Source organism: Streptomyces cyslabdanicus (assembly GCF_052663305.1).
The window spans coordinates 23,302-41,324 of sequence record NZ_JBQRUW010000078.1 but is presented as its reverse complement, the minus strand read 5'-3'; the positions used below and the strand labels follow the sequence as shown (position 1 = coordinate 41,324).

At 67.4% G+C, this 18,023-nt stretch carries 12 protein-coding genes and 2 pseudogenes; 6 read left to right on the top strand and 8 right to left on the bottom strand.

The genetic code is table 11. The features are described from left to right. The first annotated feature begins 54 nt into the window (after positions 1–54). Positions 55–2,160: an ISAzo13 family transposase gene (locus ACTYVM_RS36035; protein ID WP_445527459.1), complete on the top strand. Its 2,106-nt coding sequence runs from the start codon at positions 55–57 to the stop codon at positions 2,158–2,160. 69 nt (positions 2,161–2,229) lie between these two features. Here the strand turns inward: ACTYVM_RS36035 and ACTYVM_RS36030 are convergent, their stop codons facing one another. The 5 genes from ACTYVM_RS36030 to ACTYVM_RS36010 all read right to left on the bottom strand — a co-directional run bounded on the left by ACTYVM_RS36030 (position 2,230) and on the right by ACTYVM_RS36010 (position 7,558). Further along, complete coding sequence (locus ACTYVM_RS36030) at positions 2,230–2,880, bottom strand: GntR family transcriptional regulator (protein ID WP_445529969.1); 651 nt, start codon at positions 2,878–2,880, stop codon at positions 2,230–2,232. Between the two features lie 54 nt (positions 2,881–2,934). Continuing rightward, a complete protein-coding gene (locus ACTYVM_RS36025) occupies positions 2,935–3,672 on the bottom strand; it encodes an aspartate/glutamate racemase family protein (protein ID WP_445529968.1) in 738 nt (245 codons plus the stop codon). 124 nt (positions 3,673–3,796) lie between these two features. Further along, complete coding sequence (locus ACTYVM_RS36020) at positions 3,797–4,816, bottom strand: DUF6282 family protein (RefSeq protein WP_445529967.1); 1,020 nt, start codon at positions 4,814–4,816, stop codon at positions 3,797–3,799. A gap of 80 nt (positions 4,817–4,896) precedes the next feature. Continuing rightward, positions 4,897–5,973, bottom strand: coding sequence for a sugar phosphate isomerase/epimerase family protein (locus tag ACTYVM_RS36015; protein ID WP_445529966.1), 1,077 nt, complete (start codon positions 5,971–5,973; stop codon positions 4,897–4,899). An 82-nt stretch (positions 5,974–6,055) separates the two neighbouring features. Continuing rightward, positions 6,056–7,558 carry an MFS transporter gene (locus tag ACTYVM_RS36010; protein WP_445529965.1) on the bottom strand — a complete coding sequence of 501 codons (1,503 nt, stop codon included), beginning with the start codon at positions 7,556–7,558 and terminating at the stop codon, positions 6,056–6,058. A gap of 1,346 nt (positions 7,559–8,904) precedes the next feature. On the opposite strand from ACTYVM_RS36010, the gene ACTYVM_RS36005 reads away from it, so the two are divergent. After that, positions 8,905–10,263 (top strand): MFS transporter, encoded by a 1,359-nt coding sequence (locus ACTYVM_RS36005; protein ID WP_445529964.1) that lies wholly within the window; start codon positions 8,905–8,907, stop codon positions 10,261–10,263. A gap of 28 nt (positions 10,264–10,291) precedes the next feature. On the opposite strand, the pseudogene ACTYVM_RS36000 reads toward ACTYVM_RS36005, so the two are convergent. The 3 genes and pseudogenes from ACTYVM_RS36000 to ACTYVM_RS35990 all read right to left on the bottom strand — a co-directional run. Continuing rightward, positions 10,292–10,462, bottom strand: a pseudogene (locus tag ACTYVM_RS36000) (IS630 family transposase); the annotation flags it as partial. Positions 10,463–11,064: 602 nt separating this feature from the next. Continuing rightward, positions 11,065–12,168, bottom strand: a complete 1,104-nt coding sequence (locus ACTYVM_RS35995) for an ISAs1 family transposase (RefSeq protein WP_445529971.1) — start codon at positions 12,166–12,168, stop codon at positions 11,065–11,067. 437 nt (positions 12,169–12,605) lie between these two features. Then, positions 12,606–13,163, bottom strand: a complete 558-nt coding sequence (locus ACTYVM_RS35990; protein ID WP_445529963.1) for a hypothetical protein — start codon at positions 13,161–13,163, stop codon at positions 12,606–12,608. Positions 13,164–13,461: 298 nt separating this feature from the next. Between ACTYVM_RS35990 and ACTYVM_RS35985 the strand changes: the two genes are divergently transcribed. The 4 genes and pseudogenes from ACTYVM_RS35985 (at position 13,462) to ACTYVM_RS35970 (ending at position 18,008) form a co-directional block, all read left to right on the top strand. Continuing rightward, on the top strand, positions 13,462–15,000 hold the full coding sequence (locus tag ACTYVM_RS35985; RefSeq protein ID WP_445529962.1) for an ISL3 family transposase: 1,539 nt from the start codon (positions 13,462–13,464) through the stop codon (positions 14,998–15,000). Positions 15,001–15,077: 77 nt separating this feature from the next. After that, positions 15,078–16,369: pseudogene (locus ACTYVM_RS35980) on the top strand (IS256 family transposase). A 395-nt stretch (positions 16,370–16,764) separates the two neighbouring features. Beyond that, entirely contained in the window at positions 16,765–17,103 is a 339-nt protein-coding gene (locus ACTYVM_RS35975; RefSeq protein WP_445529471.1) for a hypothetical protein, read from the top strand. Between the two features lie 236 nt (positions 17,104–17,339). Further along, on the top strand, positions 17,340–18,008 hold the full coding sequence (locus ACTYVM_RS35970; protein WP_445529472.1) for a DUF4097 family beta strand repeat-containing protein: 669 nt from the start codon (positions 17,340–17,342) through the stop codon (positions 18,006–18,008). The last annotated feature ends 15 nt before the right edge of the window (positions 18,009–18,023 follow it).

Sequence of the window (18,023 nt, the reverse complement as noted above, 5' to 3'; positions counted from 1 at the left end):
GAAGCTGTAAAGAATCAAGGTGTTGCTTCTCGTCTGTGGGCTCGTTGCCTTGGTATGGCGGTTCCAGAGGATGTCTGCTCCCAACTCCGTTGCAGATTCGCCGTGTTGTTGCCGCATCTGAACGAGAGACAGCGGCGACTGGCCCTGGCGACGGAGGCCCGGCTGCTCGGGCACGGCGGCATACGCACGGTGGCGCGGATCGCCGAGGTCAGCGAGACCACCGTGCGCCGGGGAGTGTCGGAACTCGATGCGGGTGCCGGGTTGCCCAGCGGTCGTATCCGTGCGCCGGGTGGTGGCCGCAAGCGGGCCGAAGAGATCGATCCTGCACTGTTGAAGGCGTTGCTGGGGCTGGTCGAGCCGGACGAGCGGGGTGATCCGGAATCTCCGTTGCGGTGGACGACGAAGTCCCTGCGCAATCTGGCCGAAGAGCTGAGCAGGCAGGGGCACCCGGTGTCCGCGCCGACGGTGGGCCGGCTGCTGCGGCAGGAGGGCTTCAGTCTGCAGGCGAACGTCAAGACCCTCGAAGGCGCCCAGCACCCGGACCGGGATGCTCAGTTCCGCTACATCAACGAGCAGGTCAAGCAGCACCAGGCCGACGGCGAGCCGATGATCAGCGTGGACACGAAGAAGCGGGAGCAGATCGGGCGGCTGCCGATGGCTGGGCGGGAGTGGCGCCCGAAGGGCGAGCCGGTTCAGGTCGAGGACCACCACTTCTTCTTCAGCGGCCCGGATGTGCAGCAGGCGATCCCGTACGGGATCTACGACATCACCCGCAACACAGGCTGGGTCAACGTCGGCGTCGACCACGACACCTCCGTCTTCGCCGTGGAGTCGATCCGCCGCTGGTGGCAATCACGAGGCAGCCTCGACTACCCCCACGCCACCCGGCTGCTGATCACCTCGGACGCAGGAGGCTCCAACGGCTACCGCTACCGGGTCTGGAAGAGTGAACTGGCCGCCCTGGCCGCAGAGACGGGCCTGAGCATCACGGTGTGTCACTTTCCTCCGGGTACCTCGAAGTGGAACAAGATTGAGCACCGGCTGTTCTCGCACATCACCCACAACTGGCGTGGGCGCCCGCTGACCAGCCACGAAGTGGTCGTCAAGACGATCGCAGCGACCCGCACCCGCGGCGGTCTGCGCGTCGAAGCCGTCCTCGATACCGATGACTACCCCACCGGCATCGCCATTAGCAAAGAGCGTTTCCAGGCCCTACCGCTGGAACGGCATGCCGTCCATAGCACCTGGAACTACACCCTCCACCCTCAAGACGCCTCCGACGCTGCCGCCCCGGCTCCCGTCGGCGAGGCGGGCGGCCCCGCCCGGCGCCGCCAGGCCATGTTGCACCGCCTGGCCGATGAGCGGCTGACCGGCCTGAGCAGCGCACGGCTTGAGGAACTCGCCACCGCCCTGGCTCCGGCGCAGGCCGCCCGCGCCCACCAGCGATACAGCGAACAACGCGGCGGCCGGGCCCGCCGCGCGACTGGCAAGCTGCGAGGCAGCAAGCCCCTGTTCGATGATGCCGCCCGCCTGCTGCTGACACTCCTCTACCAGCGCCAGGTGTGCTCCTTGAACGTGCTCGCCGACCTGCTGGAGGTCACCGCCACCTGCATCGCCGACCACGTCAAGGAGACCCGCGAAGTCCTCGAAGACCACGATCACGATCCCGGCGTGGCCGCCGTCCGCTTCCCCACCACCGATGCCCTGCTCACCTTCCTGGACAGCGATCAACGACCGGCCCGATACGGGATCATCGAGCGGCTGTCGCATCCCGTGCTGACTGGTCTCACCCGAGACGAACTGCACCAGCTCACCCAGCGGCTCGCTCCACGGCAGACCGCCCTGGCCGAGCGCCTCGGCCATCAACGACGCGGCGGCCCGCGCCAGCCCGGTACCCGCAGCGGCGTCTTCCCCCAGAAGATCAGCAACAGTGAACGCGTCCTGCTGACCATCCTCTACATGCGGAAGCTGTGCACACTCGACGTCCTCACCGAGGCACTCGGCGACGTCTGCCGATCCTCGACCGGCAATGCCGTCCGCGAAACTCGCCCCCTCCTCCAGCAGGAAGGACACACCCCTGTCCCCGCACCTACCCGCTACCGCACCGCGGACGAACTCTTCGCCGCAGTCCCACCGGATAGCGACACGCCAACAGGTTGATTCTTTACAGCTTCTGTGAACCCAGCAGCGCTGGTGCCGTGCGGCCGAGAACACCCCGCCGAGGGCCAGTCAGCCGAACAGTCCCGAAAGCGTGCGCTCGCGCGACGCGCGCACATGGGCGCGCGCCGCTTCACCCGCCCCCTCGACATCGCCAACGGCGATGGCGTCGGTCAGGGTCACGTGCTCGGCGAAGATCACGTCGAAATCCTCCACGCCGCGGCGCAACCAGTCGACCCGCCCGACGATCGGCTCGAGTGTCTGGGCCAGCAGCACGTTGTCGGCCAGCGCCGTGATCTCCTGGTGCAGGTCGGAATTGGCCGCGTGCACACCCGGCGCGTCGTCCGCTCCCGCGGCCTCGCTGGCCTTGTGCAACGCGGCCGCGAGACCGCACTCGGCGCCCTGTGCCACACGTTCGCTCGCCTGTTGGGCGGCAAGAACCTCAAGGACCTCGCGGAGGTCGTACAACTCGGCCACCTGCCGCTCGTCCAACGTACGCACGACCATGCCGCGCGTCGGCAGGTGCTCGACGAGGCCCTCGTTGTGCAGCACCCGCAGTGCCTCGCGCACCGGCAGCCGAGAGACGGAGTAGCGCTGCGCCAACTCCTGCTCCACCAACCGCGTCCCGGGCGCGAACGTGCCGTCGTAGATGCTGCTGCGGATGCTCTCGCCAACGATGTCACGCAACGGCAGCTTGTTCCGGTACAACTTCGAAGACGACATCGCCACTGGACTCAGCTCACGTTCGCTCAACCGACCGCTACAGGAACGGCCAGTCTAAAGCCGGGGAACGGGCACGCCAACGGTTCCCGGACCGAGGCCCGACCGAATCGGGCTCATGGGGCCGGGCCCGCCCACCAGGTCGGCGACCAACCTGCCGGCGCACGGCACCGGCTCGATGATCTCGACGAGGTCGAGTGCGGCCAGCCTGCGGGCCGTCTCGCTCAGCGGTCCACCGGCGATGATCACGGCTTCGGCCCCGTCCTCCTCGACGCAGGCCCGCACCGCCGCAGCCAGCTCCAGGTACTGCTGCTCGGCGGACGCCGCGAGCACGACCGGGTCCGAGGCGGTCAGACGCACCCCGGTGAACCCCTCGGACCTGTCGTGCTGCTCGACCAGCTTGGTCAAGGAATCGGCCAGGAGCGGAGTGCTGGTCGCCATGGCGAACCTGCGGCCCTCGCTTGCGGCCGCCAGGATCGAAGCCTGCCCGATCCCGACCACGGGCACGTCCAGCTCGGCGGCGAGCTGGTCACGCGCCGGATCCCCGATCGCTCCCACTATCACCGCCGCCATCGGTGCGGCGAGCCGGCGCCGCACCGCGTCGACGACGTGCTGCGCGGACTCGTCCAACGTGATCGGGTCCACGATCATCGACGGGCCGTGCTCGACGGTGATCCCCTCGACCACCAGACCCGCGGGCGCCAGCTCGCCCCGCGCCAGCTCGACCATCATCGACGTCGTCCCACGATTGGTGTTGGGGTTGACCAGGAGCACGGTCCGGGTTCCGGTGTGCAAGGGATCGATCCTTTCGAAGTGTGCCCGTGCGTCGTACGCACATCGGCCGCCTGTAGGCACTCACATGTTCCGCGTCATGCCCGGCCCACGGTCGAACCGTGGGCCGGGCTGCCCTGGGTCCGACTCACGGCTCCAGGTCGAGCAGCTGGGCCGGGTTGTCCTTGATCATGGTGTTGATCTCGTCCGGCTTGAACTCGAGGTCGAGCAGCGAACTGATCAGGGTCCGCATGCCCTCGACCGGCGTCGGGCCCGAGCGGATCCCGTAGTCGGTGCCCAGGATGAAGTGCTCGATGCCGACCTCCCGGATCTGCCGCGCCCACGGCATGATGCCGCTGAACTCGGGCGCGTTGGCGATGCCGGCGATCTCGTCCGCCCACTCGCGTTCCACGTAGTAGTTCGTCCGGGGCAGGCCGCGGTGGAACATCCAGTCGGACACCGCGCCTTCGAGCATGACGCCCTTGGCCGCGAGCTGCTTCTGCTGCTCGGTCGACATCCGTCCACGGCAGGGGTGCGCCACGACGATCTTCCTGATCCCGGCTTCCTGGGCGAGTTCCACCAGGCGGAAGGCTTCCTCGACCGACACGTGCCCGGTGTTGAGGTGGACGTCCGGGCGCTCCGCGATCAGACCCAGGATCTCCGCGAGGTCGTCAGGGGCAGGGCCCTCCAGCGGGATCCGGATCGACCGCGACAGCTCCTCCTCGGCGAACTTCGGGTACTGGTCCTTGAACGGGACGGGCTTGCCGTCGACGTAGCTGCCCTCGTGGCTGGCCATGAAGTGGGTGCAGTGCGCGCCGAAGTGCACGAACTTCGCGCCGGCGCCGTAGTGCAGGGCGGTCTTCACAGCACGCGGGTTGAGGCCGCCGAGGACACTTGTCATGATGATGCCGCCGAAGATCTCGATCCCGGGCACCTGCCGCTTCACGAGCATGGAGGTGCCGTTACTGATCCCCAGCGTGTGGTCGAGGAACACGAGCGACTTCATCCCCGCGGCCTTGGCCTGCTCCGCGATCGCGAACGGGTCCAGACGGCCGGGGCAGGACTTCAGCCAGGGTCCGCTGTGGACGTGTACGTCGCTCGTCCCGCGGATCAGCTCGTCGGGCAGGTCCATCGACCTTTCGTCGAACGTCTCATACAGAGCGGTCATGGTGGTGTCTCCCTTGATGGCGTGATGGGTACTCAGCTGATTTATTTTGCAGTGACTTGATTGACTGACCACTGATGGGGCTAGGCAGGGTTCTGCGCGGCCTTGGCCGCGTTGCAGACCTCTCGAATATGGGCCGCGCTGTCGGTGATGTACCGGACCGTTTCGACGTACCCGAAGGGCTGTTCCGCGTAGGTGTCGAGGTTGGGCAGCTCGCCGGCAGCGATGCGTGCCTCGTAGTCGTGGACCATCTTGAGATAGGCCGCGAACTCGCTGGTGCTCAGGTCGGGGTGGGCGCTGATGAATTCCTCGTCGTAGATCTCCAGCAGCCACTTCTCGGGGTTCCTGGGCCGGTCCTCGTACGACTCATAGTTCTCCAGAGTGAGGTTCACCGCCGGGTTGGCCTCGGTGATGATCGGGATGATCTCGCTGAAGTCGACAACTCCCGTGCCGCAGGGTCGCAGTTGGTAGTACAGACCGTCCTCTCCGTGCGCGACGTGGGCGTCCTTGATGTGGGTCTGCTGGATGTACGGCGCCACGCGGCGGGCCGTCCACACCGGGTGTTCGACGCGGTGCAGTGCGTTGGCCGTGTCGTAGGTGATGCCGACCACATCCGGGCCGACAGCTTCCACAAGGCGAACCAACTCGAAGGAGGTGATCTCCTCGTGGGTCTCAAGGTTGATGCGGACACCGAGGTCACGTGCGTACGGTGCCAGCCGGCCCAGGAAGCGCTCGATGGCGACGAGTTGTTCTTCCCAGGTGACGTCGGTTCGGAAGCGGTCCCAGGCGAGGCGGCCGGGGAACATCGGCTTGACGTTGGCCGTCGAAGCCCACAACTCGTAACAGCCGATCGATGCGCACGCCTCCATCATCCGGCGGAACCCGAGGAGGGTGTCGCCGGCGCCGACGGCCCGGAGCTCGGGTGCCTCCGGGATGGCGAACGGGTTCACCTTGCCGAGGCCGGTCTCCAGGTACATCCCCATGTCGTCCGCGCGGTCCCGGATGTTCCGCAGCTCGGCCGGGTCGAGGGTGGGGCTGATGCCGAGGACGGAGCGGAAGAAGACACCTTCGAGGCCGTTCTCCTTGGCGTGCGTGAGAGTTCCGATGGGCCCGCGCTTGGCCGACTCGGGCATCTTGAGCCCGTCAATACCTATGCGCAATGTTCCGTCCAATCCGGTTGTGGTCGTTCATGGCCGAGGTGGGTGGGTGTGGGGCGAGCTGCGGGCCGGGTGTCCGCGGCGCTCAGCTCTCGTGCAGTTCCTCCAGTGAGTGTCCGAAGGTCTCCGGGCCGAAGGGAACGGCGATGAGGACGATCGCGCACATGGCCGCTACCAGCGTCAGCAGGGCGGAGGCTCCCAGGGAGCCGAGGAGGGCGCCGGCGAGAGGCGGCAGCAGAGCGCCGCCGATCATGCCGAGGTTGGAGATGCAGCCGATGCCCAGGGCGCGGACGCGCGTCGGGTAGAGCTCCGGGCACCACGCGGAGATCGAGCAGTTCGCCCACCAGGAGAAGAACTCGAAGAGGAAGCCGAGGATGAGGATGGCCGTCGAGCCGTGGGCGAGGAAGGGGAACGCGATAGCCGAGGCGCAGGACAGGGCGGCGGCGACGAACACCGTCGGGCGCCGGCGGCATCTGGTGTTGAGGTATGACGCGAAGATGGCCCCCGTGACCGCGCCGATGAAAATGATCATGGTGAAGGCGAGGCTGGTGTCAACGGCGTAGCCCTGTTCCACCAGGATCGTCGGCCAGAAGGTGAGCAGGACGAACTGCGCGCCGAAGAGCGCGGCGGTGCAGGAGCCGAGTACGGCCGAGTTGCGCCCCAGCCTGCCGCGCAGGATCTCGGTCAGGCGCGGCTTCTCCTCGGTCAGTTGGAGATCACTGGGGAGGTGGTCGGTCACCACGAGGTCGCGCGGGTTGAGCCGGCCCGATTCGAGGACACTGAGCGACTTGTTGGCGGCCTCGATCCGTGCCTTGGACACGAGGTACCGCGGTGTCTCCGGCATGTGGCGGCGGGTGTAGAGGATCAGCAGGGCCGGGAGACAGAGCAGGGCGAACACCCATCGCCAGCTCGCGTCCGGCCCGCCCAGGAACTCGGGCAGGTGCGGACCCACTATGCCGACTGTCAAGAGGCCGAACAGGTAGGCGGCGGGGTTGCCGAGGCCGCCGGCGCCCACCTGGAGGAGCGAGAGGGCTGTGCTGCGGAACTGTGTCGAGGTCATTTCCGCGAGCAGGGTCATGCCGACGACGAACTCGCCGCCCAGACCGAGGCCGACGATGACTCGTCCCGTGACCAGCACCGCGAAGTTCGGGGCGAAGGCGCAGACCAGGGCTCCCAGGCTGTAGAGCGCCAGGTTGAAGTTGAACATGGTCTTGCGGCCCTTGAGGTCGCTGAGCCACCCCGCGAGGGCGGCGCCCGCGTACATCGCCCCGAAGGTGGCCGATGCGAGGAGGCCGATCCCGGTCGCCGAGATCCCCCACTGCTCCTTGAGCGAGGGTCCGACGATGCCCACCGTGTTCTGCTCGATGACGTCGAAGAACGCACCGATGACGACGATGGAGAGGATCACCTTGTGGCACCGGTTGGTGCCGATCCGGTCCATGGTCGAGGCAAGGAGCAGGTTCGCCCGGCGCTGATCGTTGATCGGCGCCTCGGTGACCGGCGGCGGGATGGTCCCTCGGGTCGCCGTCGAGGCGGACGGTTCACCCAGGGGAATGTTCACAGGTTCGGGGTCCGAGCGGTAGTGCATCGTCGTAGCTCCTTTGCGCACCGGGCACGAGCATGAGCCGCGGACCTTGGCTTGAGTCGTCTCCCGACTGCGCCTCAGGTCCGGCCATGTGGAGGCCGAATCCGTACCTACTTGGGATCCCATAAAGCTAGGACCTCTGAGGTGTCCCGTCAATGAATGGGATCCCATTTTTTCCAAGTGCCTGCGTCGGCGAGGCTCACTTGAACGGGGCCAGACCGGCTCCCAACTCGGCCGATGCCGCGGTGAGATCGTCGGCCACGGGTTCGGGGGCGCTCGCCGCCGAGGGCTGACCCCGGCCGGGCACTCACGGTGTCGGTCGAACGGCTGGACGACGACTGCCGGAAGCTGGCGCCGCGCGCCCAACTCGGCTATCGGGCTGGTGATGTGGTGTACACGGTCGGGCGTCACGAGATCCCCGCCCTGTCCCTGCTGTTCCGGACGTACGGCGTGTCCCTCGGGTTCTCGCCCAAGCTGATCGCCGCTTTGGCCCCGTGCCGTACTTCCGGCCGGCGCAACGGTGACGGTCATCGGCGCGACCTTCGGCATCCCCATCCGGACGTGCGCCGCACCTGGGTCGACTCCCGCCGAATCGTCGCCCGAATCCGCGTAGGAGGGGGTGCGGCGGCCGGAGCCCCGTCGTACCGCGTGCGCGGTGGTGGGCCGAATTCGATACCCGCCCCGCGCCGAAGGCGGCGAACAAGTGGCGCACCGCATCCCTGGTCCGCCCGCCCGAACAGGTCGTTGCCAGCATGCTCGAGCAGGTCGCCTCCGGGATCCCAACCGATCCCGAGCATCGAATAGTTGACCCCGGGTGTCGAGTCCGTGCGCACTTGAGCAGGTCGCAGGCAGGGGCTTGAGCTCGCCCAAGAGCCACCTGGCGGCGTCGCGTTCCGTGCACGTCAGGGCGAGGAGCGCCGCCGCGCCGACCATGAACTTCGGTACGCCACAAGGTCGGTTGCCCGGACGGGGTCGGTTGGGCGGTCCGGCACTTGCCCTCAGCCCTCGATCGGCGGGCCCACCGCATCACGACTGCCTTGGCCCTGGGGTCTGCCGGCGTGCGAGACGGCTTCGGCTCGCAGGCAACGCCGATGTGATCCGCAGCGCCTGGACGAGGATGTGCAGTCCCGCCCGGCTTCGATCAAGCCGGAGGCTACAGGTGGTTCGTGTGTACGGCTCTAGCAGGTCAGCAGCCCAAGCGTCCGACCCCCGACCACCGCGCACGAGTAGGCCACGCAATGAAGTCAGGTTTTGACGCAAGCTCTTGACGGCAAACATGGCTGCGCCCTACGGTCACGCTCCGTCAAGCGAAATCTTCATCTCGCATCACGGAAACCTAGGAGGCAGTGATGCCCCACCCCGACCCCGGGCTGCCGAAGACGACCGCGACGGTTGAAGAACGTGACCGAACATTCAGACGGGTCGTTCTGCGGATCATCCCGTTCGTGACTCTCGTGTACGTCATCGCCTGGATCGACCGAGTCAACATCGGTTTTGCAAAGCTCACGATGATGGACGACCTCAAATGGAGCGATGCCATCTACGGCGCGGGCGCGGGAATTTTCTTCCTGGGCTACTTTCTGTTCGAGGTGCCCAGCAACCTCCTGCTGCAAAAGATCGGAGCGCCCAAAACGATCATGCGCATCGCCCTGGGGTGGGGCGCGGTATCGGTGCTCATGGCCTTCGTAACTCAGCCGTGGAACTTCTACGGCCTGCGCTTCTTGCAGGGGGCTTTTGAGGCTGGGCTGCACCCCGGCGTCATCCTGTACCTGACCTTCTGGCTCCCGGCGCAGCGGCGGGGCAAAGCCATAGCCATCTTCATGTCAGCTTCGCCGCTTTCTCTGTTGCTGGGTAGCCCCATGGCCGGCTACGTCATGAAGTACACCGACGGGTTGCTCGGGACCGCAGGCTGGCAGTGGCTGTTCATCATCGAAGGTGCCCCCTCGATCATCCTCGGCGTGCTCGCTGCCTTCGTCCTGACAGACAAGCCGAGCAATGCCAAGTGGCTCAACTCAGAGGAGCGCGACCACATCGCCTACGAGTTGGCCAAGGAGTCCGCCGAACACAGCGGTCGCCAGCACAAGTTCTGGGCAAGCTTCCGCACCCGGACCGTGTGGGTTCTCATCCTCTCGTTGTTCTGCATCATCACCGGAAACGCCACGCTGTCCTTCTACGGACCAAGCCTCGTGGCAGCCACCGGATACAGCGACATCACCACCGTCGGTTGGATCATGTCGGGAATCTTCGCTTTCGGCTGGCTCGGTATGATCATCAATGGCTGGCTGTCCGACCGCAGTCGCGAGTCGCGCTGGCACGCCGCGTGCGCTGCGGCCCTGGGTGCTCTCGGTCTCGTCATGGCCGCCATCGCACAGCAGACCGGAAGTGCGCCGGGCGTTATCTTCGCGCTTGCAGTCTCGGCGGCCGGGACCATGGGATCGATTCCGGTGTTCTGGAACCTGCCTCCGCGCTTCATGACCGGGACCGCCCTCGTCGCGGGTGTGGCACTCATCAACTCCGTAGCGAACCTGGCAGGCTTCTTCGCGCCTCAATTCCTTAGCGGCGTGAAGACATCAACTGGCTCCTATTCCGATGGTCTGTACGTGATCGCCGGCGTGGAGTTCATTGCGGCGGTACTCATCCTCATCTTCATCCGCAACGCGCCGACGCCCCAGCCAATTCGGGACGAGATGGGTGCTCGGGCCTCGTAATATCGCCAATTCTGTCCGGCAGGCTCATCGATAAGAGCGCGGTCCCGCGGCGCGCTGATCCAACGTAGCTCACCCTGAATCGCCGGGCCACCTCCCGGTCACTGGCCCCGGTCTCGATCAGATCGGCGGCTGCGAACCGCACTTGCTCACGCCGAGACCGTTCCTCGGCCGTCAGCCCACCGCCATCGGGATACCTCACCCTCCCGGCATAGCGCAGACCACAACCGCCGTCACGACCCGAGGTAACCCGCAGGGCCTCGGCGTAGTCGCGTTGTGTCCGGTTTGTGATCATCTGAGGCCGAGGAGTGCGAGGGGCTATCGGGGATTGCGGGCGTTGCGTCGCAGGCCCGCGACGCAATGTTGGAGCACAACGGTCTCTTAAAGTGGGTCGCCGCAACTCCTGCAGGTGTCTTCGCCATCGTCGTACATAACGCCGCAGCAGTACATGGGGCCGCCGCTGACTTCATAACAAGCGCTGCACATCTGAGACTCGTCGTCCCAGTCAGTCGCGTTCTCGAGGGGATCGTCACAGCCTGTACAGACAAGCGCTGTCACCGCGCTTCACCCCAGCAATCGGAGGAGGTAAACGGAGAGCAGTAATCGCTGTCGTGTCGTTCGGAGTAGTCGCTCATGTTGGCTGTCGGCTTACCACAGTTCGGAAGCGTGGGGTGTTCACCCGGACATGTGCGATTGTTGTGCCCACCGAGTCCACATACCCTGCATGCCATGACGACAGAGTAGATGAACCTCAGCCGTCGGACCCAGGGCTTCGGCAAAGACTGGATGACGTCCGGTTTGTGATCATGCGAGGCCGAGGAACGCGAGGGGTCGGCAGGCGTTGCGTGCGTTGGGGCGGAGGCCGGCGGCCATGTTCTTGACGCCGCCCAGCCGCATGGCGCCGGTGGCGAGATTGCGCCAGGTCGTCATCGCCCGGGGTGCATTGCCTGTCCGCAGTTGGGGGGCGTCCTCGGCGAAGGTGGTGTCGCGGACGTGGTGCAGGGCCTCGATCTTCCAGTGGTCCCGGACCAGCTGTGCGAGCCGGGCGGGGGCGGCCTGCTCGGCGGTCAGGCTGGTCACCGCGTAGGCGGTGGTGATGGTGGTCTTGCCGGTCTTGCGGTCGGTGCGGCGGCGCTTGATCTGGACGGCCTGGCAGGCGCCGGGAAAGGGCAGGTTGTTCACGGTGGCGACCTTGATTCGGCGGATCTCCGCGCGGCCGTGGCCGCTGCCGTGCGTACGGCCCTGGAGCGGGATGCCCTTCCAGGGGAGGGACTTCAGCTGCTTGCGCAGTTTCTTCTGATTGCCCTTGACGATCGCGATGTAGTGGGCCCGGCGGCCCAGAAGGTAGCCGGCGTGCTCGCGCTGGGTATGCAGTGCGTCGCTGGTGACGACCGTCCCGGCCAGGTCGGCGACGGTGTCCAACAGCGGCTGGAAGCAGGTGGTCTCGCCGGTCTTCTCGCCGAGGTCGAGCTGGGCCAGGACCAGGCCGGTGTTGTGCTCCACCGCCGCAAGAAGGTGGATCTTCCGCCCCCTCGCCCTGGCCGCGCCGCGCAGGGACTTGCCGTCCACGGACAGTCCGCGCAACCCGGAGCCGGCGGGGCAGCGGTCGGCGAGCCAGCCGCCCACCGCCTGGTCCAGGGCGTCGCCGTCGACGCGCGCGAGCAGGCGGCGCGCCGTCGTCTCGGCCGGCACCAGCCGCCTGGGCAGCACCGGATCGGGGCGCACACCGAGCCGTTCCAGCACCTGGGGCGGCGCGTCCGCGATCCACTCGCCGACCGCCAGCAGCGAAGTCGCCCCCGCCAGCACCGCGCACGCGGCCAGGGCGAGAACAACGGCCAACGCGTGCCGCACACCGCGAGGGTCCCGTGGGTCCGGCACCTCGGCCAGCCGTTCCAGCAGGCCCGCCACCTCCCCGGGCCCGACGCCGGGCTGCTCGCGGAGCTGGTCAAGGGCAGGCGGAATCGGCAATGATGCGTCGGCAGGCACGGTCTTCCAGGCAGGTCACGGGGCGTAGAGAGCTCCATGATCTTGGAAATCCGTGCCTGTCCTGTCTCCGGGACGCCCACCGGTCAACGAACCGTCACAGATCGGACCAGGGCTGACTACGCCGAAGCCCTGAGGTAACCCGCACCGTTAAAGACCTCTAGAGCCTCCTGCGCATCACGGATGGCGGCTTTGAGGGTGCGTGGATCTATCAGCTGGTGTGTCACTTGCCGGAGAGTGGACGAGCCCTCTGACAGCGAGCCGTCATTGGCCCAGCCACCCAAGTAACACGTACTCAGCCCCCGCGGAAGACCGTCAGTCGAACCGCTGAGCCCAGACCGGCCTGCCCGGCCCGGCTCGAGTCAGCCGCACTTCTCGTTCGAATCCTGATCGACGACCGCGACCTGCGATCCGGGGGGCCCGCTCAGCTCCGCTCTCCCAAGAGTTGCAGGCACCATTTGTCGATCATTGAACGTCCAGGCGACCAGATCCGCGGAGGTGTGCACGCTGGACCCCAGGTCCAGGCTCCGGCGGGCAGCTACCCACTCAACAAGGGCCTGGGAATCCTCAGGAAGCCCGGTGAAGTGAACCAAGTTCGAGTACCAGATATCGCGGTCGAACCCGCCTTCGAACCATGCGTCATCCGCCAGTTCCTCCGCCAGATACCCGGCGAACCGTTCGACGGTGTGGTCTGACGGAGAAGCGCACAGCATGATACTCGCGGGAGTGAGAGTCAGCCCTGTCAGCTCCAGCCGGATGGCTCCCACCCGGTCGGACGCCTGGCGCAGTGCTGCCTGATACCGTATGACCCGCTCGTCGTCCTTGGCGACGTTTGGCCGGTAATGCTCCAGCGTGCGGATAGTGAAATGTGACGAGATCGACGCACCTGTGGGCCAGTGTGAGTCTCCTGCTACAGCCATTGCCTCCGCACTAACGCGCTCCATTCGTCGCGCCACTGATGAGTCCGGCCGCAGGACCACGGTGAGACCCCAGCGTCCTCCACCTTCCAGGGGCGGCTCCTGGTGTGGGACGTCCCCGGACAGCAGTGCGTCCCGCCCCCGTTCGAACAGCTCTGCAAACCGTGCGCTTTCCATACGCCTGATCTTGCCCTGCTGATCCATCCTGATCTATGCCGGGCTTCAGAAACGGGACTGTAAATCGTTCGGCTCTGTCCCGTAATCGGTGGTAACGAAGGGTGACGGTCGTCGTTGGCATGGTGTGAGAGATGTCAATGAGCTTGTGGGTGTGGTGTTTTCGGGGCTGTCGGCCCTCGTCGTCGAGGGCGTGACGGACGAGGGCGAGGTCATCCGGGTGTCGGCGCGGACCCGGGACGATCCGGTGCCGTGCCCGGTGTGCGGGCAGCCGACGGGGCGGGTGCATGGCTTCCACGGGCGGGTGGTCGCGGACGTGCCGGTGGACGGACGGCGGGTCGTGGCGTCGGTGCGGGTCCGGCGCCTGGTCTGCCCGGTGCTCGGCTGCCCGCGGCAGACCTTCCGTGAGCAGGTTCCGGGCGTCGTGGAGCGCTACCAGCGTCGCACCAACCGCCTGGCCGACCAACTCGGCTCCGTGGTCAAGGAGTTAGCGGGCCGGGCGGGCGCCCGCATCTCCCGCGTGCTGGCCTGCGCGATCTCCCGCTCGACCGCCCTGCGCATGCTCATGCGCAGGGCGGCACCGCCGCTGCGCGTCCCGCGCGTGCTCGGCATCGACGACTTCGCCCTCAAGCGCCGGCACCGCTACGCCACCGTGATCATCGACGCCGAGACCGGCGAGCGGATCGACGTCCTGCCCGACCGCACCGCGCAGACCCTGGTCGCGTGGCTGCGCGAGCACCCCGGGGCCGAATACGTCTGCCGCGACGGATCCGGCTCCTATGGCGAGGCGATCCGCCAGGCCCTCCCCGAAGCGGTGCAGGTCAGCGACAGGTGGCACCTGTGGAGCAACCTGTGCGGCAAGGTCCTGGCCGAGGTCCGCTCGCACGCCACCTGCTGGGCCACCGCTGTGAACCCCGCCCGGCTCGGGGGCGTACGCGAGCAGACCACCCGCGAGCGCTGGCAGCGGGTCCACCATCTGCTCGACCAGGGCGTCGGCCTGCTCGAATGCGCCCGCCGCCTCGATGTGGCCCTGAACACCGTCAAGCGGTACGCCCGCATGAAGGAGCCCACCGGCGACCGCCGCGCACCCCGTTACAAGCCCACGCTCGTCGACCCCTACCGCGACCGCCTGCGCACCCGCCGCGCGGAAGACCCGGCCGTCCCCGTCCTCCGACTCTTCCGGGAGATCAAGGAGCTGGGCTACACCGGGAGCCTCAACCTGCTCTATCGCTACATCACCCAGGGCCGCGCCGAGGGCGACAAGCCGGTCACCACCCCGCAGCGCTTCGCCCGCCTCCTGCTCACCCGCCCCGAGAACCTGCGCAACAAGGACACCGCACTACTGCGGGAACTCACCGCAGCCTGCCCCGAGATGACCGAACTCGCCCGCCTCACCGGCGAGTTCGCTCAGCTACTGACCCCAGCGGAAGGCAACGACGCCAAACTCACCGACTGGATCACCACGGTCCGCGCCGCCGACCTGCCCCACCTGCACTCCTTCGCGAACGGCCTCGAACTCGACCGCGCCGCCGTCGACGCCGGACTCACCCTCCCTTACCACAACGGCCGCACCGAGGGCGTCAACACGCGAACCAAGCGGATCATGAGGCAGATGCACGGCCGAGCCGGGTTCCCCCTGCTCCGCCACCGCATCCTCCTCCAATGATCACTACACAGCGCTACCACCGATTACGGGACAGAGCCAATCGTTCGGTGTAACTCCCGATCATGGAAGATGCATCGATGACCAGTGAGAACGTGGCCGAGCACGAGGCTGCCGAGTTGGCAGCGGCGGTGTCGGCGAAGGCCGTGGACGACCAGCTGATCGACGAGCTGGTGAGCCGGGCCCGGGCCGAGGGCCTGCAGCTGACCGGCGAGGGCGGGCTGCTGCAGCAGCTGACCAAGCGGCTGCTGGAGTCCGCCCTGGAGGGCGAAATGACCGACCATCTCGGCTATGACAAGCACGATCCGGCGGGCAAGGACGGCGGCAACTCCCGCAACGGCAAACGCTCCAAGACGGTGCTGACCGACGTGGGACCGGTGGAGATAGCCGTGCCCCGCGACCGGGACGGCTCCTTCGAGCCGAAGATCGTCAAGAAGCGGCAGAAGCGCCTGACTGGCGTGGACGAGATGGTCATCTCGCTGGCCGCCAAGGGCCTGACCACCGGTGAGGTCCAGGCTCATCTCGCGGAGGTCTACGGCGCCGAGGTCTCCCGGCAGACCATCTCCACCATCACCGACAAGGTCCTGGACGGCATGGCCGAATGGCAGAACCGGCCTCTCGACATCGTCTACCCGGTGGTCTTCATCGACGCCATCCACGTCAAGATCCGCGACGGCGCCGTCGCCAACCGGCCGATCTACGTGGCCCTGGCCGTCACCTTCGAGGGCCGGCGAGAGGTCCTGGGCCTGTGGGCCGGGGACGGCGGCGAAGGCGCCAAGCGCTGGCTGCACATCCTCACCGAGATCAAGAACCGCGGCGTGGGCGACGTGCTGATGCTGGTCTGCGACGGGCTCAAGGGCCTGCCCGAGCAGTGGAGACGGTCTGGCCCAAGACGATCGTGCAGACCTGTGTGGTCCACCTGCTGCGGAACTCCTTCCGCTATGCCGCCCGCCAGGACTGGGACAAGATCGCCAAGCTCCTCAAGCCCGTCTACACGGCGCCGACCGAGGAGGCCGCCCTGGAGCGGTTCGCGGAGTTCGCCGACGCCTGGGGCCGGAAGTATCCGGCGATCGTGAAGCTGTGGGAGAACGCGTGGGAGGAGTTCACTCCGTTCCTGCGGTTCGACACCGAGATCCGCCGCATCGTCTGCACCACCAACGCGATCGAGTCGGTCAACGCCCGCATTCGCCGGGCGGTCAAGGCCCGCGGACACTTCCCCAACGAGCAGGCCACGTTGAAGTGCGTCTACATGGCCGTCATGTCGCTCGACCCCACCGGCAAGGGCCAGGCCCGCTGGACCATGCGCTGGAAGACCGCACTGAACGCCTTCGACATCACCTTCGACGGCCGGCTCTCAGCCGCCCGCCAGTAACCCAACCACCCTGCCGCTCGTTGGACAGACCCGATGTTGAGCGCGTCCTTGTGGGCCGGGGTCTGGTGTGCGGGCCGAGGTTGGCCAGGGTGGTGGTGTGCCTGCGCCGTCTCAGTGGTGGCAGCCTGCTGTTCTTGCGGGCGTTTTTGGGGGAGGGCGCCGTGTTCTGGCAGTCGTCTTGCGACGGGTTGTTCGTGCGGGCGGTTACCGACTGCCTGCGGTGCTGTGGCGTTGAGGTGATGTCCACCGTGCACGCGCTCGCTGTCCTCGGTGTTCGTCCGGGCGGCGGCAGTTGCCTGGGCGCCTTGGTGGGGGGTGCGTCCAGCGTGTTGCCCGGCCTGGCCGTCCTGTGTGCGTGTGGCTTCCTGGATGGCCTGGGTCGCAGGGAGTCGGCGGTGCGGGCCGCCGTCCTCGCCGGCATCGGTGTACCGGGCCGGGCCCGGCTCGGGTTGCGTGCCGCGCACGTGCTCCGCGCGGCACGGGCCTCGCCGGCCGAGGTCGCCGCCCCGCTGCTCGCGGTGGTGGCCGACGGTGCGCGCGGGCGGTTGTGCGCGGTGGACCGAGAGCTCATGGCACACACTGCCCGGGGCCTGTTCGAGGACGCGCGCGTGCTGCGGGAGCGGGGCCAGGCGGCTCGCGGGGCGTCGTTGCTGCGGGCGGCTCGCCGGCTGATCCAGCGGGTTGCCGGCGCCGCCTCGCCGGTGCGGGGGCGCACCGCGGAACCGGCGTGGTGACCGCCGGTGCGCCGGGATGGCGAGAAGAGCGTTCACCCTCATTCATTGCAACGTTCGAAGTGCACTTCGTTGCGTTAAATCACAGGCCAGAGCAACGATTTCATCACCTTCACCTGCATAAATGGCGAACATGCGCAACAAGTATATTGCTCGAAACTTGAAAGCAACGTAGCGTTTCCATCGTCAGAAACAGCGGGTGGATGGTGGAGCTCGCAACGAGGAGCAAGGAGAGAACCATGCAGAAGTTCGCTACCCCCGCCCCGGTCTCGACCGTCCTGGACATCCCCGCCGGCCGTATCCAGCTCATCGCCGCCGACCGCGCCGACACCACGGTCGAGGTCCTGCCCGCCGACGCCTCCAAGGGCCGCGACGTGAAGGCCGCCGAGCAGGTTCGGATCGCCTACGACGACGGTGTGCTGCACATCGCGGTCCCCGACACGCACCGCGTCCTCGGGAACTTTGGCTCTGTCGAGGTCACCGTCCAGTTGCCCGCCGGCTCCCGCGTCCAGGCCAGGGCGGCCAGCGGCGAGTTTTGCGCCGTCGGACGCCTCGACGACGTCACCTTCGAGGGCGCCCAGGGCTCGGTCGAGGTGGACGAGGCCGCGAGCGCGCGCCTGACCCTCGCCGCCGGGGACATCACTCTCGGCCGCCTGGACGGCACCGCCCACCTCGCCACCCACAAGGGCGATCTGACGGTCACCGAAGCGGTCGGCGGCACCCTCACCCTGCGCACCGAGCAGGGCGACATCGCCGTCACCACCGCCCGCGGCACCTCCACCGTCCTCGACGCCGGCACCACCTACGGCCGCGTCACCAACAGCCTGCTGGGCACCCAGGGCGCCGATGCCGCCCTCACCGTCCACGCCACCACCGCCCACGGCGACATCACCGCCCGCAGCCTCTGACCGCCTGCGGCCACA

Excerpts from the sequence above, each read along its gene's own strand:
- ACTYVM_RS36010 (WP_445529965.1), bottom strand. The coding sequence starts at position 7,558 with ATGCACTACCGCTCGGACCCCGAACCTGTGAACATTCCCCTGGGTGAA.
- ACTYVM_RS35970 (WP_445529472.1), top strand. The coding sequence starts at position 17,340 with ATGCAGAAGTTCGCTACCCCCGCCCCGGTCTCGACCGTCCTGGACATC.
- ACTYVM_RS36005 (WP_445529964.1), top strand. The coding sequence starts at position 8,905 with ATGCCCCACCCCGACCCCGGGCTGCCGAAGACGACCGCGACGGTTGAA.
- ACTYVM_RS36020 (WP_445529967.1), bottom strand. The coding sequence starts at position 4,816 with ATGACCGCTCTGTATGAGACGTTCGACGAAAGGTCGATGGACCTGCCC.
- ACTYVM_RS35990 (WP_445529963.1), bottom strand. The coding sequence starts at position 13,163 with ATGGCTGTAGCAGGAGACTCACACTGGCCCACAGGTGCGTCGATCTCG.
- ACTYVM_RS36030 (WP_445529969.1), bottom strand. The coding sequence starts at position 2,880 with ATGTCGTCTTCGAAGTTGTACCGGAACAAGCTGCCGTTGCGTGACATC.
- ACTYVM_RS36035 (WP_445527459.1), top strand. The coding sequence starts at position 55 with ATGGCGGTTCCAGAGGATGTCTGCTCCCAACTCCGTTGCAGATTCGCC.